The organism is Flavobacterium sp., from assembly GCF_039930565.1.
Taxonomy (GTDB): Bacteria; Bacteroidota; Bacteroidia; order Flavobacteriales; family Flavobacteriaceae; genus Flavobacterium.
Genome location: NZ_JBDTTP010000001.1, coordinates 110,769 through 125,224 on the forward strand (window position 1 = coordinate 110,769; position 14,456 = coordinate 125,224).

Sequence of the window (14,456 nt, forward strand, 5' to 3'; positions counted from 1 at the left end):
TTATGACAAGAGTTAGATATGTTAAAGGAAATATCACCGAAATAACTGGTGGGAAAACAAAATATTATGCTAAAGAAGGCATGGAATTTAGTTCAGCGAAAAGTGTTATTTACAATGCTTCTTCAATTACACATGGAGATCCTGAAAAATACGTACCTCCAGCAATTAAGGTTATAGAAAGTGAATACAAACTTGAAAGCACATATGGTCATGAACAATTGGCTAACTTAGCTAAGCAATTAGACGAATTACCATTTATGTTTTTTATGATTGGCATTTTTGGCGAAGAAATTGAAGCAAGTGCATTGAGTAAGTTATATAGAGGGCTTAGTGACGGCTCAATTAAACCTCCGGAGATTGTGGTTACAAAAGTTCCTGCCAGAGGAAGAAAAGCCAATTATAGCAATGATAAGAAAAAGATACTGGTATGGGAACATTTTATTGATCTGGCAGTAAAGGACAATGATGTAAGAGCCGAATTAATGTCGGCTTTGGTAGAAGAATATGGCCATCATATTGATAATTTGTTAAGAACAGAACTCGCAACCAACGGCAAAAAAGATACAGATTATATAGACGAAGGAGCTAAGTTTGCTTATGCCTTGTTTAATTTTGATATTTTTAAAGAAACACAGCTTTGTTTTGCCACAGCGCAAACCCCAAACTTTACCGGAGATCTTATAATAGATTTTTCTGAACTGCATACGCAGGTAAAAGAATATGTAAACGAAGACAAACAATATGATGCAAACCCTAACGAAAATGAAGACGGTTTTGAGGCAGGAATGCATGGAGGGATTGAAAAAGAGGCATTACAAGAAATGGTCAGAAGTAGAAATCTTACTGAATTAGAGGTAAAACAAATCTATTATGGCAACTGGCTTCGCGATTTTTCTCAACTTGTATTAGAAAGTACTGTAAGACTCGAAAAACCGGATATTGACAAAATAAAAAAGAGTAGGATCAAGCATCTTAACAGCCTGCTAAAAATGAATCCGTACAAAATGTCTCATGATGGTTGGATAAAGCTTTTAGAGATATTAGCCGCTAAAGAATTCGTTTTCGGTTCTAATAAATTTACTCATAATTATCAAGATCATGTGAAGACTTTTAGAAAAAATTACGGCAGTCTTACCAAAGATGTTTTGGGGATATACCGCCCGGAAGAGCACATAGACAACCCTAAAGATTTAGAAGATTTTAGCAGCCTTAGTATTTCTTTTCAATATGAACATTCAAAAGGAAACTTTACGACCACTAAGCTGTATGCAGGAGAAGATGCTAAAGCGTTAGAGATAAATGAACTTAATGTAAAAAATTATATAGCTACAAAAGGTGTAGCCGATCCTAAAAGACCAACATCTGATGCCTATATGTCTCAACAATTAAAACTGGCGGTGCAATATGGCAGAAATAAAGATGGTTTTAGACATTTGGGAGCAGCTTTTCATTTGCTGGAAGATTTTTTTTCGCACACTAATTTTGTAGAATTGTCGTTAATAAAAGCGGGAAGCTTGCTTGTTGATAAAAATAAAAATAGTGTTTTAGGAAAAGAACTTTTGTTGGTATATCCTTGGGTAGAAGGTAAACAAGGGGCAGATTATAGCACAATACCACTAATAACGGGTAAATTTTTACTGGACGATACTATGGCCAGTGTATTGCCCAAAGCAGGCGATAAAATGTTTCCTGTTGGCATACAGGATTACGAACAAAGAAAACCTGGGGACAGAACTTTTCAGGATGCTTTTATACTTACCACTTTAGAGGATTTGTCTACGGGGCAACAGTCTGACGGTCTGGAACAAGATCCAACTTATAAAGGTATGAAGACTTCGGAAATACTCAATATGTATCAAAATTATTTAAAACTGATTGATACCAAAGCAGCTGCAGTAGAATATACCGGCTGGCTAGGAAGATCAATAGACAGAGGACTAAGTTATATGGGAGATTCATTAGCGACGTTTAATAACATAGCCTATAACTTAGTTTTAGGTTCTGCAGATGATGATATAAAAGTAGAGCAAACAGAAAACAGTAATAAAAATTATGGTACTGACCCAACTCATACCCAAGTTGCGAAAGATGCTCTTAATCATCCGCTTAATCCTTTGGCCTCTGAACTTGCCAAAATAGCGGTAAAAGATGTCGCTACAAGAATTTTAGATATTTGGAAAACAGGCAGCGACCCAACGGGAGAAGAACTTGCCAAATATGTTATAAACAAATACACATTACATCCGGTATATCAAATTACAGATTGGGCTAATGAACCAGTTAATAAATGGGCTATTGCTAACGAAAAATCAATATTTAGACTCCAAAGTGCCACGGTGTACGAACATGCTGAACAGGTAACCCAAAGAACCATTAGCAATAAAAAAACACAGGAAATTTTAAATTATTTTAAATGAAACAATTAGTAATTTTACTATTGAGCACTATGCTCATGCAATGCCAATCCTCAAAAAAAGAATCCATGCCAGAAACTGATTTTTATATTAGCGAACATAGTATTACTTATAAAAACCAAGAGTTGCCTTTTGGTAAACCCGTAACCGAATGGGTTAAGATTTTTGGCAAATATAATAGAGTATATCAAACAAGTGTATACATTTGGGATGATTTAGGAATTTATGTTTCTGAATCAGATAAAAACAGTACTATTGATGAACTCCATATCTTGTTTATGAATTTAGATAGTCCTTTGGGAGAGATGGGAAAACTTGAACAAGCTAAAGGGCGAGAAACATTAGAATCAATAAGAAAAAGAAATGATTATAGTGAATTGTATAATGATAAAGATATAATTAAAGAAATAAACAATAGTTTAACCACAGGCTCAGATGCTCCACAAAATTTCATTTATCCTTTTAAAATTTATACCAAATCTTTAAATATTGAGGGTGCACAAGTTAAAGAAGGGATGAAAGTCTCAGATATTAATAAAAAGAGAATCGCAGCAGATTTGCCTGTTATCAAATATTATGATGCTGATATGAATAACAAACATGAAGATGGTTCTGTGACTACTTTATCAAACGGTTATTTTACCACTTTTAATGGTTTTGATAATGATGAAGAGCGATCAAAAGCAGATTTTTATAATATTATGTATCGCCAGACCGAAGGTGAAATAGAATACATACGCATTGTAAATGATAAAGGACAGGAATATTTTAAATTTTAGTTTTGCATAAATGAAATATTTTTTAATACTGTTTTTGAATAGTACCTTTTTGCAATGTCAAACTTCAAAAGCAGATATTCCAGAAACTGATTTTTATATTAGCGAACATACGATTACCTATAAAAACCAAGAACTGCCTTTTGGAAAACCCGTAGCTGAATGGATAAAGATTTTTGGTAAATATAATAGAGTATATCAAACAAGTGTATACATTTGGGATGATTTAGGAATATATGTTTCTGAATCAGATAAAAACAGTACTATTGATGAACTCCATATTTTCTTTATGAATTTAGATAGTCCTTTGGGACAGATTGGAAAACTTGAACAAGCGAAAGGTAGGATGTCTGTGAAATTTGTAAAGGAAAGAAATCATAAAGATGGATGGTTTCCAGAAAAAACGGATCCGGAATTTTATACAGATATGTTAGATGAGGAGAAAAAAGGCTCTAAAGCTCAGCAAAATTTCATTTATCCTTTTAAAATTTATAACAAATCTTTAAATATTGAGGGTGCAGAAGTTAAAGAAGGGATGAAAGTCTCAGATATTAATAAAAAGAGAATCGCAGCAGATTTGCCTGTTATCAAATATTATGATGCTGATATGAATAACAAACATGAAGATGGTTCTGTGACTACTTTATCAAACGGTTATTTTACCACTTTTAATGGTTTTGATAATGATGAAGAGCGATCAAAAGCAGATTTTTATAATATTATGTATCGCCAGACCGAAGGTGAAATAGAATACATACGCATTGTAAATGATAAAGGACAGGAATATTTTAAATTTTAGTTTTGCATAAATGAAATATTTTTTAATACTGTTTTTGAATAGTACCTTTTTGCAATGTCAAACTTCAAAAGCAGATATTCCAGAAACTGATTTTTATATTAGCGAACATACGATTACCTATAAAAACCAAGAACTGCCTTTTGGAAAACCCGTAGCTGAATGGATAAAGATTTTTGGTAAATATAATAGAGTATATCAAACAAGTGTATACATTTGGGATGATTTAGGAATTTATGTTTCTGAATCAGATAAAAACAGTACTATTGATGAACTCCATATCTTGTTTATGAATTTAGATAGTCCTTTGGGAGAGATGGGAAAACTTGAACAAGCTAAAGGGCGAGAAACATTAGAATCAATAAGAAAAAGAAATGATTATAGTGAATTGTATAATGATAAAGATATAATTAAAGAAATAAACAATAATTTAACCACAGGCTCAGATGCTCCACAAAATTTCATTTATCCTTTTAGAATTTATACCAAATCTTTAAATATTGAGGGTGCAGAGGTAAAAGAAGGGATGAAAGTCTCAGATATTAATAAAAAGAGAACCGCAGCAGATTTGCCTGTTATCAAATATTATGATGCCGATATGAATAACAAAAATGAAGATGCTTCTGTCACTACTTTGTCAAACGGTTATTTTACCACTTTTAATAGTTTTGATAATGATGAAGAACGATCAAAAGCAGATTTTTATAATATTATGTATCGCCAGACCGAAGGTGAAATAGAATACATACGTATTGTACATGATAAAGGGCAGGAATATTTTAAATTTTAGTTTAGTTTCACAGATTAAATATTTTTAATATGGCTTTTGAGTAGGATTTTAATGTCGGGGCTGTGTTACCATACACACTTCTGCGGCCCTTGCAAAATGGCGTTCTTTATGTAAAGCTACAATATATTTTAACTGCTGAATAGTCATTGATTATAATTTTATTTTATAAAGATAGACAAATATTAAATTTTAATTATATACTGTAACGTGTAACCATCAAGGTTAATAAGAATTCAATTTTGCACATTTCCTACACATGATAATTTAATAAGAAATACACAATTTGTTATAATATGAATAAGTGTTATAGGATTACTTTTAAGATTGATAATAACTAAAATATTCAATCATGGAAAATTCAAATACCTTCACTCCCGAAGAACTTGCAAAATGCCCCTACCAAGCACAGCTAAATCCACAGCAAAATAATGATGATCCGCGTGAGGATGCTAACACCGGAGACTGGGATAACGAACGTGACGAAGCCGGTACAGATCCGGATCGTAATGAGCAGGGCGGCAATGACAACTCCGGAGGAGCAGGAAGTTCCGGAAGTGCTGCGACCAACAGCTAAAATTTGTTCTAATTAATATACTAAAATAATTATAATGAGCGATGATTTAAGTAAAAAGGGGTTTCAGGACCGGTCAAGAATCAATATCAATGAAGATCAAGAAGTCGCTTACTGGACAGAGAAATTGGGTGTTACCAAAGAAGAACTACAGTCTGCCATTGACGTGGCAGGAAGCAATCTGGTTACTGATGTCGAAAAGCAAATAAAATCTTCTTAGGAAGGTTGTATTTGTTATAAAATACATTCTCAAAACAACAAAATTAAACATCATACAAAAATACATTTATGAAAAATATTTTACTGCTTTTACTCTCCGTTTCCTTATTTTCATGCCAGAAAAAAGAAAATATGAATCCTGTTGTTGAAACATCAGATACTACAACCGTCACAAAGAAAAAAAACACGGAAGAGAACAAACAAATTGGCGACACTATCTTCCTGAAGTATCAAAATGAAAAAGGTTTCTATACAGCGGAAGGTATTTTAGATTCTGTTCATCAGAGAATATACTTAAAATTTAATAATGATAATTCAGGCGAACTGAATGCCAGGATTATTCCAGAAACAGGCAAAGGAAATATTCGGTTCAACCAAATTATTTTTCCCGATAATACTTCTGATGGCCCCTTTGGAATGAATTTGAAAATTCCCCTAACACAAAAAGGAAATCACATTGTAGTTGTTGGACATTCGCAAATGGCTGATTATCCTTATTGGGGTAAATTCGGGTTGGAACTCGTGAATAAAAAAGAATAATTTACAGCGATGGAGATTCGTGCTTTTTTAATTATTATTTTTAAAAGTTACTAATTATAAAATCATTACAAAAGAAATATTTTTTCTGGGTGATTTCGCTAAATCTTTTATACATTTGATTTTCAATATATAACAAAAAAATGTCAAAAAACGGAAATATCCTTATTGTAGAGGATGATATAGATGATAAGGAATTACTGGAAGATTTAATTATTAATCTTGGTGTCACCAATACCATTATTTGGAAAGCGAATGGAGCTGAGGCCTTTTCTTACCTTTGCGCCACTACTGAACCGATGTTTATTGTTTTTTCAGATATCAATATGCCCATCATGAATGGTCTTGAGCTGAAACGAAAGATAGATGCTGATCCTGATCTTAGGAGAAAAAGCATCCCCTTTATTTTTTATTCTACAACGGCATCCCGCGAAGCCGTTAATGAAGCCTATACGGAGCTTACCATTCAGGGATTTTTTACCAAAGGCGGAGACTGCAAAAAAACGAAAGCAGTTATCAGTACCATAATTGAATATTGGAAGGATTGTGTGCATCCCAATGCCATAACATAACGTCATAATCATCATTTAAGGCAGGAATCAATCCCGATACACTAAATATCAGGTTGATAACTTGTTCCATTAAGTTTTTGGATAAACAACAACATAGAAAACAAAAAAGGTGCCTTAATCAAGGTGCCTTTTTGGATACAATTTTATGATCAGGCCTTTAAGTCGGTTTTGATAATCTTCCATCAGCCATTCTTTATAATTTTTACTGGCATTATCAAGGGATTTTACATATTGTTTTACACGCCAGTCAATTTCCGGAGTTAGTGCCTCAGCAAGCGAAATCGCCTGTGTAAGGGTTTCTGCATTATCAAGACACATTCTGGCTTGTTGGCGAATAGATTGCTGAATGACAGTCTTCGGTTTTTTATCCATGTCGATCGCTTCCTGAAAATATCCTTCGATATCAAATGTCATTTCAAGGGTTTTGGGAAACTGTGCCCGCAATTCTGCAGACAGTGCATGAGAGTGCACAGCAGACCCTGCCCCAGACTGATAATGCATTTGTTTTGCGAAAGTTTCCGGATGATCAAAGGCAAATTTCCAGTCAACAGGCTGCTGCCATTCCCCAAAACGCTGTATATTATTGCCCAGATCAATTATGGTAAATGTTTTTTTGGAAGTAAGTTTTCTCGAACCCCGACCTATCATTTGATGATAAAGCGTAATAGAAGTTGTCGCCCTGTTTAATATAATATTTTGAATGGTTGGTTCGTCAAAACCAGTTGTAAGTAGGGAAACAGAAGTAAGTACGGCATTTTTTGTCTTTTTAAACCATTGTAAAATTTCCTTGCGCTCCTCATTCGGCGTCTTATTGTCAAGATGCCGGACATCAATACCGGCTGCGTTAAAAGCTTCCTGAACTTTTAAGGAAGTTTCAATACCATTATTAAAAATCAATGTCTTTTTGCCTGTTGCATTTTCCTGGTAAGCCCGAAGCAATAAATCGAGCATAGGCTGTGAACTGTACAATTCATTAGAGGAACTTACTGTATAATCGCCATGAATTCCTGTTTTTAAGCTATTAAGTTCTACTTCATACACAAAAGATTTTGGCTGTGCGAGAAATCCATCAGCAATAAGAGACGCAATATTTTCACCTGTAATAAGCGATTTATAATGCTTTTTCATTGGTTTTGAAACATCTGAACTAAAAGGGTTGCGGTTACTCCAATTATAAAAGCATTTTTAAAATTGCCCATGAGTTTCCGGAACGAATTGTGGTGTGCTTCGTCAATAATGACCAAACCTACATCCTTAACGGTTACTTTTTTGGATTTAATTCTGTTTCGAAGCGTTTCCACCATCGCCACATAACAATGGCAATCGGTCTTAAAATTACCGCTTGTACTGTTAATGATTCGGTTTTGAACACCTATTTTCTTTAAGGTTGCCGAAGTTTGGCTGCATAGTTCTTTTCGATGTGTCAAAATAATTACCGACTTATTAAACTGAGCAATAAATCTTCTGGCTATTTCTGAAAATACAACAGTTTTTCCACCACCCGTTGGCAATTGGTATAAAAGCTTACTTTTTGGAGTACTTGTCATTTCGGCGAAAACAGACTCAATATCTCTTTCCTGATACGCATAAAATGATTTTTTGGGCTGTATTGTAGTTTCCATATTAGGTCTGACCCATTGCCGGCTGGCAATACGTTTAATAGTTAATTTATATTTATGATTTTTACCACAACAATGCTATTCATTTTCTTGTTATGATTTATTTATTCGCAGTTGATAGAGTGAGCCTAATTTCCATCAGCTTGGTTTTAAAGATGATGACTTTATTGGAATTCTTAATCCTGCATTTTCGTTAAGACTTCATTCAGCTTTATCACAAGTTCCTGAAAACTGTTAGGTTTTGTCATATAGCTAACACCTTCAAGTTTTTGTGTGAGTTCACATAAAACTTCAACTGCATGGGATGACATTAAAATGATAGGTATGTACTGTAATCGCTTGACACTTTTCATTTTCTCGATAAACTCCCGGCCATTTAAGGCGGGCATACTAAAATCTACAAATACAAGATCCGGAAGGTCTTCTGCAATTTTCAATCCTTCAAATGACTTTAAAGCATTATTGGAAGTACGGCATATAATTTGTTTTTGTAGTGAATCAACAGCTTCAACAAAAATTTCGGCATCATCACTATCATCATCTATTAATAATATATTTTTATATAACATGGGTCGGTTGATTGTGGCATTAGACATGCAATATTTAATTAATATACGTATCTTTTAGGTAGTTGGTTTAGTATAGTGTAGAAAAATAAAACCTGTATCATTAGATAATACAGGTTTAATGATATTTGATCAGAGAAAATAAATATCTTATTCGTTATCCTCTTCAGCTGCATCAAAGTTAATGGTATTGTAAGCGGCTTCAGTTAACAAACTATCTGCTTCTTTTTCTTCAGCCAAGGTTTTTTCCAACAACAAAACGGCATCATCTTCACCTAATGTAGTAGCAAAAGCAGCTAAAGTACCATAAGTTGCTATTTCATAATGCTCAATTTTTTGTGAGGCTGCAATAATTCCTGCATCACGAACAGGACCTTTCTCTGTTTCTTCCATAATGCCTTGCCCTTCTTTAATCAGGCCATCCATAGCATCGCATTTCTTAGCAACAGCTTTTTCGCCAATCAGTGAAAATACTTTTTCAAGTCTCGCAGCCTGCTCCTGGGTTACAGTCAAGTGGTCGTTAATTGCTTTTACCAAATTTTCTGATGTAGCATTTTTAGCCATTTTAGGCAATGCTTTTACTAATGCTTTTTCTGCCCAGTAAATATCTTTTAAAGAATCAACAAATAATTCCCTTAACCCGTCTGCTGCTGAAGTTTTCGCTTTTACAACTCCGGTTGCACTCGTTTTAGATGCTGTCTTACTTTTGGACGGAGCAGCTTTAGTTTTTGCTCCTGTAGTTTTAGCTTTTGCAGCTGTCGTATTTTTTTCTGCGGTTTTCATAATAATTAATTTTAAGTATAATCCAAATTTAGCCCGCATTAACGATTTAATTTTACAGAAATTCCGATAATGATTATACTATTCAAATATTCAGCTTCAATGCTTTATGAAGGATAATAAGGTTATTATAAAAAAATTATGAATTTAATCAACTCAGTTTTTTTTGAGCAAAATGACTTCCATGATAATTAAATAAGTATTTTAAAGAATCGTATAAGCAGTACCTTATAACTTGTTTTTAACTTTGGACAACAAGCTACTATCAAACGTAGTGACACTAACATTTAAATATATCATTATGACAACAGATAACAACAGAAATTTTAATCAGAACGATAGTAATTTCAACGACGGTGATCAAAGCTATGTTGATCAATATCAAAAAGAAAATATGAACCGGGAAAACGAACAGGAAATCGCTGCAACTGAGGAGCAGAATAATTTGGACAATGAATTCGAATATACGCTTGATATAGATGATTTTGAAAATGATTTAGATGAGAATGATTTGGAAGAAAATTCCAGAAAAGAAGATCAGGAAGAAAATTACGATGAAAATGCTATCGATGAACCGGAAACTTTTGAGGATGACGGTTATAAGATAGATTAATCAGATCCATTTTAAACACAAAATCCTATTCAGATTGAATAGGATTTTGTGTTTTTATTTATATTCTATTTATATTCTTCTTCTTTTTGTGCGTACCAGTCTTTCATGACATAAAAAGCCTTCTTTTTTATTCCGGAACTTGAAATTAATCCCTTACGGTTAAAGAAATCCTGAATATCATTAAGCTGTCTTCTTGGTGATCGGAAGTCAACCAATATCCAGGGAGAGACACCAGCCAGACCTTCAATACGATTGAACATTTTAGTGTTTTGTTTGTATAATTCTTCCTGATACTCCTCGTTCCAGCGTTCTTTTTTATCGCCATGCAATCCTTGTAAAGCTCCGCCTCCAAACTCACTTATAATTACAGGTTTGTTATATGGAATTACCCATTGCATCGTTTCGCAGGATTCGTTAGTACCTCTGTACCATCCAACATACTGATTGAAACTGACAATATCTACAAATTCATTCATATTATCATGAAGCGTATTGATATTGTTCGCACTGCTTGTAACTTCCATAGCCATACTTATTAAACGGGAATTATCCTGTGTACGGGCAAACTTCGCTAATTTGGTTAAAAAAATATCCCTGTCATCACCATGCGGAGTTTCATTAGCAATAGACCAAATCACAATACCGCAGCGGTTTTTATCCCTGTAAATCATGTCATGCAACTGACGTTCTGCATTGGCATAGGTATCCGGATTTGTCCAGGAAATAGTCCAGTAAACCGGAACTTCTGACCAAATCATCAATCCCATTCTCTCCGCCTCTCTTACCATATTTTCGTTATGCGGATAATGTGCTAAACGCACATAATTGCATCCTAACTCCTTTGCCCAGGTAAGCAACGTAACAGCATCTTCTCTTGACCACGCTCTGCCTTGTCTGTAAGGCGCTTCCTCGTGAATACTGATACCACGCAAAAAGACTTTCTTGCCATTCAGTAAAATTTCTTTTCCTTTAGTTTCAATTGTTCTGAAACCTATTTTATCGGTAATTTTTTCATCAGATTTATTGATGGTAACATCATATAACTTCGGGATTTCTGGTGTCCATAAAACCGGTTTTGTCTTAATTTCAAAATAAGCCATACCATTTGCATTAGTATTGACATTTTTTTTGATTTTTAATTCTGGAATACTAACCGTAACCAACTCGTTTGCTTTCTCATCATTTAGCTTGATCCATCCTGAAATCTTTGTTTTATCTTTTTTATCCAACTGAACGAGGTAATCTTCAATATATGTTTTCGGGACCTGTGCCAATAGGACATCCCGGGTAATGCCTCCATAATTCCACCAATCCATATTTACTGTCGGGACATTGTCTTTATGGCGTTTATTATCAACCTTAACTACCACGAAATTATTGCCATCTACCAAAAGATCGGTCACATCAAAATTAAAAGGCGTATAACCGCCAATATGCGTTCCTGCTAATTTGCCGTTTACATATACTTTAGCATCATAATTAACTGCACCGAAATATAAAATGCCTTTTGTTTTGGAATCTTTTTTATAATCGAAGTCTTTTTCAAACCATACAGTTCCTTCATAAAAAAACAGTCTTTCATCTTTAGTGTTCCAGTCGGATGGAATCTCCATTATGGAGGAAGTGGCAAAATTATATTCTGTCAATTGTGAAGTGGAAAACTTTTTGTTTTCGAAAAATCCGTTTGTTTTAAAGGGGTTAAGGCGATAATCATAATATCCGTTTTCCAAAGGATCAACAATATAACGCCATTGTCCGTTTAAATTAATATTATTTCGTGATGCAATATTGGAAACTAAAGGAACTTCCTGCGCTATTGTTTTTCCTATAAACAGAAAAACAAAACATAGCATAACTATCTTTTTCATAAGCTAAAATCATTTTATTTTTAAACATTAACCTAACAATACTTATAGATGATTAGAAAATAAAAAATGCCATAAACCAATCATTTATAGCATTTTATATCTCAATATTTTAGAATTTATGCTGTCGCCACTGAAGGTTCCAGAATTTTATCAAGTGTAATAGGCAGATCCCTTACCCGCTTTCCGGTTGCATTAAAAACAGCGTTGGCAATTGCCGGTGCCATTCCAACCAATGCTGTCTCACCAAGACCTTTTGTTCCCATTGGGTTGCTGATTGGATCTTTTTTATTAACGAAAAACACTTCTTGTTTTTCAATATCGGCATTCACAGGAACATGATAATCGGCAAAGTTATTATTTATGGGACGGCCAAAACGATGATCGATTTCCAATGCCTCCATTAATCCCATTCCGATTCCTCCAACTGCTCCTCCGTACATTTGTCCGGCAGATGTTTTTTGGCTGATTACCGTTCCGATATCAGCACAGGAAACTACATGAGCCAATCGGATCTTTCCAAGATTCGGATTGATCAAAACTTTTACAAAATGTACGGAAAAGGAATAAATAGAATATTTTTTTGCTTCTTCTGTTCCTTTTGAAACATTTTCCACTTCTAAATTATCCAATTTATTTGCACTTAACAAAGAGGATAACGAAACTGATTTTGAATTATCATTTTTAGACGATATCAAATTATTTACGAAAGTTAAATCTGTAATTGGAACCCCTTTTAAAGCATCGGTTTCACTTGCTAATCCGATGGCTTTACTTACCAATAAATTACAGGCATCATGAACAGCTGAACCAACTGATGAAGTGGTTGCCGATCCACCTTGAGTTGGTCCTTTTGGCAAACCGCTTTTTCCCATTTCTATGACAACATTTTCTGAAGGCAATCCTGTAATTTCTGATCCGATGGCTGTCATCATCGTCGCTGTTCCGGGGCCCATATCATTGACGCTGCATTGCAATACTAAATTTCCATCAGCTAAAAATTTTGCTTTTACAGAAGTTGCATTCCTGTAACAGCCAAAAGTCCCGGTCCCCATTCCGTAACCCACCAGCCATTCCCCTTCCCGAACTGATCCTGGTTTGTTTTTACGGTTTTTCCAGCCTATGAGTTCCATCCCGCCTTCGTAACATTCTAAAAGATGTTTACTGCTCCAGGGTTTATTTTGTTCCTGATCTTTTTCGGCATAATTAAGTTTTCGAAATTCAATTGGATCCATATTCAGTTTATATGCTAATTCATCCATGGCACTTTCCAAAGCAAAAGATCCAGTCGCTTCACCGGGACCACGCATCCAGATTGGCGTACACGTGTCGAGTGGTACAATTCGGTATCGTGTTGAAACATTTTCACAGTCATAAATAAATCGGGACATGTTTACAGTGCCTTCCATAAAATCTTCATAAGTTGAAGTCATTGCCACAGCTTCATGCGTTAATCCTGTAAGCTTCCCTTCTTTGGTTGCTCCCAGACCCATTTTCTGAATAGTATAAGGACGGAAACCTACATTGGTAAACATCTGCTCTCTGTGAAGTACTAATTTTACAGGACGATTTAATTTTTTAGCTCCAATCAGGGCCGCAATTTCATATGGCCAGGTGTGCAGACCCATTCCGAAGGCTCCCCCCAGATATTCTGAATTTACAGAAACATCAGCAGGCGGGATTCCAAAAACTTCTCCAATACTTCTTCTGGTTCCTTCTACACCCTGACTTTTAGTAAAAACAGTTGGTTTGTTTCCTTCCCATTTTGCAATGATATTGGCCAGTTCCATCGGATTATGGACTTCTGTGGGAATAATATATTCTTCTTCTAAAACAACTTCTGCATTTTTATAACCGTCAATATTTCCCCGATTATAATCATTTCCTTTGGCAGTCTCCACTTTTTTCTCCTTGTCTGCTGCTTTTTTAAGTTCGGTAGCGTGTTCTTCTTTAAAATATTCTGCCTTAATCAAACTGGCAGCATATTGCATTCGCTCAAAAGTATCAGCGATTACAAGTGCAATGGGCTGATCATAATACAGTATCGTATCATCTTTGAAAACCTGAAGCGGTTGTCCAAAATTATGTTTGTCCTTAGGTTTTTGATATCCTGCCGGCTTGTCTACATTTAAATGGGTAATTACAGCCAATACGCCTGAAGCCCACTCTGCTTTTTTGGTATCGATACTTTTGATTCTTCCTTTTGCAATTGTGCTTCCAACCAGACAGGCATAGACTACGCCCGGAGTTTTATATTCGGCCGAATAAGTTGCAGAACCCGTTACTTTTGCAAATCCGTCAACTCTGTTTATATTACTTGTTTTACTCATAATTGGAA

16 protein-coding genes are annotated in these 14,456 nt (G+C 34.8%); 9 read left to right on the top strand and 7 right to left on the bottom strand.

All coding sequences use genetic code 11. The features are described 5' to 3' along the window. The first annotated feature begins 2 nt into the window (after window positions 1-2). From ABI657_RS00330 to ABI657_RS00345, 4 genes are read left to right on the top strand one after another with little or no spacing between them, the layout of a single operon-like run. Window positions 3-2,417: an HET-C-related protein gene (locus tag ABI657_RS00330; RefSeq protein WP_348095236.1), complete on the top strand. Its 2,415-nt coding sequence runs from the start codon at window positions 3-5 to the stop codon at window positions 2,415-2,417. Beyond that, window positions 2,414-3,193 (top strand): hypothetical protein, encoded by a 780-nt coding sequence (locus ABI657_RS00335; RefSeq protein ID WP_348095237.1) that lies wholly within the window; start codon window positions 2,414-2,416, stop codon window positions 3,191-3,193. The genes ABI657_RS00330 and ABI657_RS00335 overlap by 4 nt, the downstream gene beginning before the upstream one ends. A 10-nt stretch (window positions 3,194-3,203) precedes the next feature. Then, a complete protein-coding gene (locus tag ABI657_RS00340; RefSeq protein WP_348095238.1) occupies window positions 3,204-3,989 on the top strand; it encodes a hypothetical protein in 786 nt (261 codons plus the stop codon). Window positions 3,990-3,999: 10 nt separating this feature from the next. Next, window positions 4,000-4,776, top strand: coding sequence for a hypothetical protein (locus ABI657_RS00345; RefSeq protein ID WP_348095239.1), 777 nt, complete (start codon window positions 4,000-4,002; stop codon window positions 4,774-4,776). A 48-nt stretch (window positions 4,777-4,824) separates the two neighbouring features. Here the strand turns inward: ABI657_RS00345 and ABI657_RS00350 are convergent, their stop codons facing one another. Beyond that, a complete protein-coding gene (locus ABI657_RS00350; RefSeq protein WP_348095240.1) occupies window positions 4,825-4,923 on the bottom strand; it encodes a LysR family transcriptional regulator in 99 nt (32 codons plus the stop codon). Between the two features lie 202 nt (window positions 4,924-5,125). Here ABI657_RS00350 and ABI657_RS00355 point away from each other — a divergent pair, with 202 nt between their 5' ends. The 4 genes from ABI657_RS00355 to ABI657_RS00370 all read left to right on the top strand — a co-directional run bounded on the left by ABI657_RS00355 (window position 5,126) and on the right by ABI657_RS00370 (window position 6,675). After that, window positions 5,126-5,350, top strand: coding sequence for a hypothetical protein (locus ABI657_RS00355; protein WP_348095241.1), 225 nt, complete (start codon window positions 5,126-5,128; stop codon window positions 5,348-5,350). A gap of 34 nt (window positions 5,351-5,384) precedes the next feature. After that, window positions 5,385-5,567: a DUF3606 domain-containing protein gene (locus ABI657_RS00360; protein ID WP_348095242.1), complete on the top strand. Its 183-nt coding sequence runs from the start codon at window positions 5,385-5,387 to the stop codon at window positions 5,565-5,567. Window positions 5,568-5,635: 68 nt separating this feature from the next. Beyond that, window positions 5,636-6,106 carry a hypothetical protein gene (locus ABI657_RS00365; RefSeq protein ID WP_348095243.1) on the top strand — a complete coding sequence of 157 codons (471 nt, stop codon included), beginning with the start codon at window positions 5,636-5,638 and terminating at the stop codon, window positions 6,104-6,106. Between the two features lie 140 nt (window positions 6,107-6,246). Further along, window positions 6,247-6,675 (top strand): response regulator, encoded by a 429-nt coding sequence (locus ABI657_RS00370; RefSeq protein ID WP_348095244.1) that lies wholly within the window; start codon window positions 6,247-6,249, stop codon window positions 6,673-6,675. A gap of 114 nt (window positions 6,676-6,789) precedes the next feature. On the opposite strand, the gene ABI657_RS00375 is transcribed toward ABI657_RS00370, so the two are convergent. The 4 genes from ABI657_RS00375 to ABI657_RS00390 form a co-directional block, all read right to left on the bottom strand. Continuing rightward, the gene (locus ABI657_RS00375) at window positions 6,790-7,803 is read right to left on the bottom strand and encodes a helicase-related protein (protein ID WP_348095245.1); all 1,014 of its coding nucleotides are present in this window, start codon (window positions 7,801-7,803) and stop codon (window positions 6,790-6,792) included. Continuing rightward, window positions 7,800-8,297 (bottom strand): DEAD/DEAH box helicase family protein, encoded by a 498-nt coding sequence (locus tag ABI657_RS00380; RefSeq protein WP_348095246.1) that lies wholly within the window; start codon window positions 8,295-8,297, stop codon window positions 7,800-7,802. Before ABI657_RS00380 ends, ABI657_RS00375 begins: the two co-directional genes overlap by 4 nt. Window positions 8,298-8,470: 173 nt before the next feature. Further along, on the bottom strand, window positions 8,471-8,890 hold the full coding sequence (locus ABI657_RS00385) for a response regulator (protein ID WP_348095247.1): 420 nt from the start codon (window positions 8,888-8,890) through the stop codon (window positions 8,471-8,473). A 120-nt stretch (window positions 8,891-9,010) separates the two neighbouring features. After that, window positions 9,011-9,643 (bottom strand): ferritin-like domain-containing protein, encoded by a 633-nt coding sequence (locus ABI657_RS00390; RefSeq protein WP_348095248.1) that lies wholly within the window; start codon window positions 9,641-9,643, stop codon window positions 9,011-9,013. Between the two features lie 298 nt (window positions 9,644-9,941). Here ABI657_RS00390 and ABI657_RS00395 point away from each other — a divergent pair, with 298 nt between their 5' ends. Then, the gene (locus tag ABI657_RS00395) at window positions 9,942-10,253 is read left to right on the top strand and encodes a hypothetical protein (RefSeq protein WP_348095249.1); all 312 of its coding nucleotides are present in this window, start codon (window positions 9,942-9,944) and stop codon (window positions 10,251-10,253) included. Window positions 10,254-10,318: 65 nt separating this feature from the next. On the opposite strand, the gene ABI657_RS00400 is transcribed toward ABI657_RS00395, so the two are convergent. Then, window positions 10,319-12,121: a glycoside hydrolase family 2 TIM barrel-domain containing protein gene (locus ABI657_RS00400; RefSeq protein ID WP_348095250.1), complete on the bottom strand. Its 1,803-nt coding sequence runs from the start codon at window positions 12,119-12,121 to the stop codon at window positions 10,319-10,321. Window positions 12,122-12,237: 116 nt separating this feature from the next. Continuing rightward, window positions 12,238-14,448: a xanthine dehydrogenase family protein molybdopterin-binding subunit gene (locus tag ABI657_RS00405; protein WP_348095251.1), complete on the bottom strand. Its 2,211-nt coding sequence runs from the start codon at window positions 14,446-14,448 to the stop codon at window positions 12,238-12,240. Window positions 14,449-14,456: the final 8 nt, after the last annotated feature.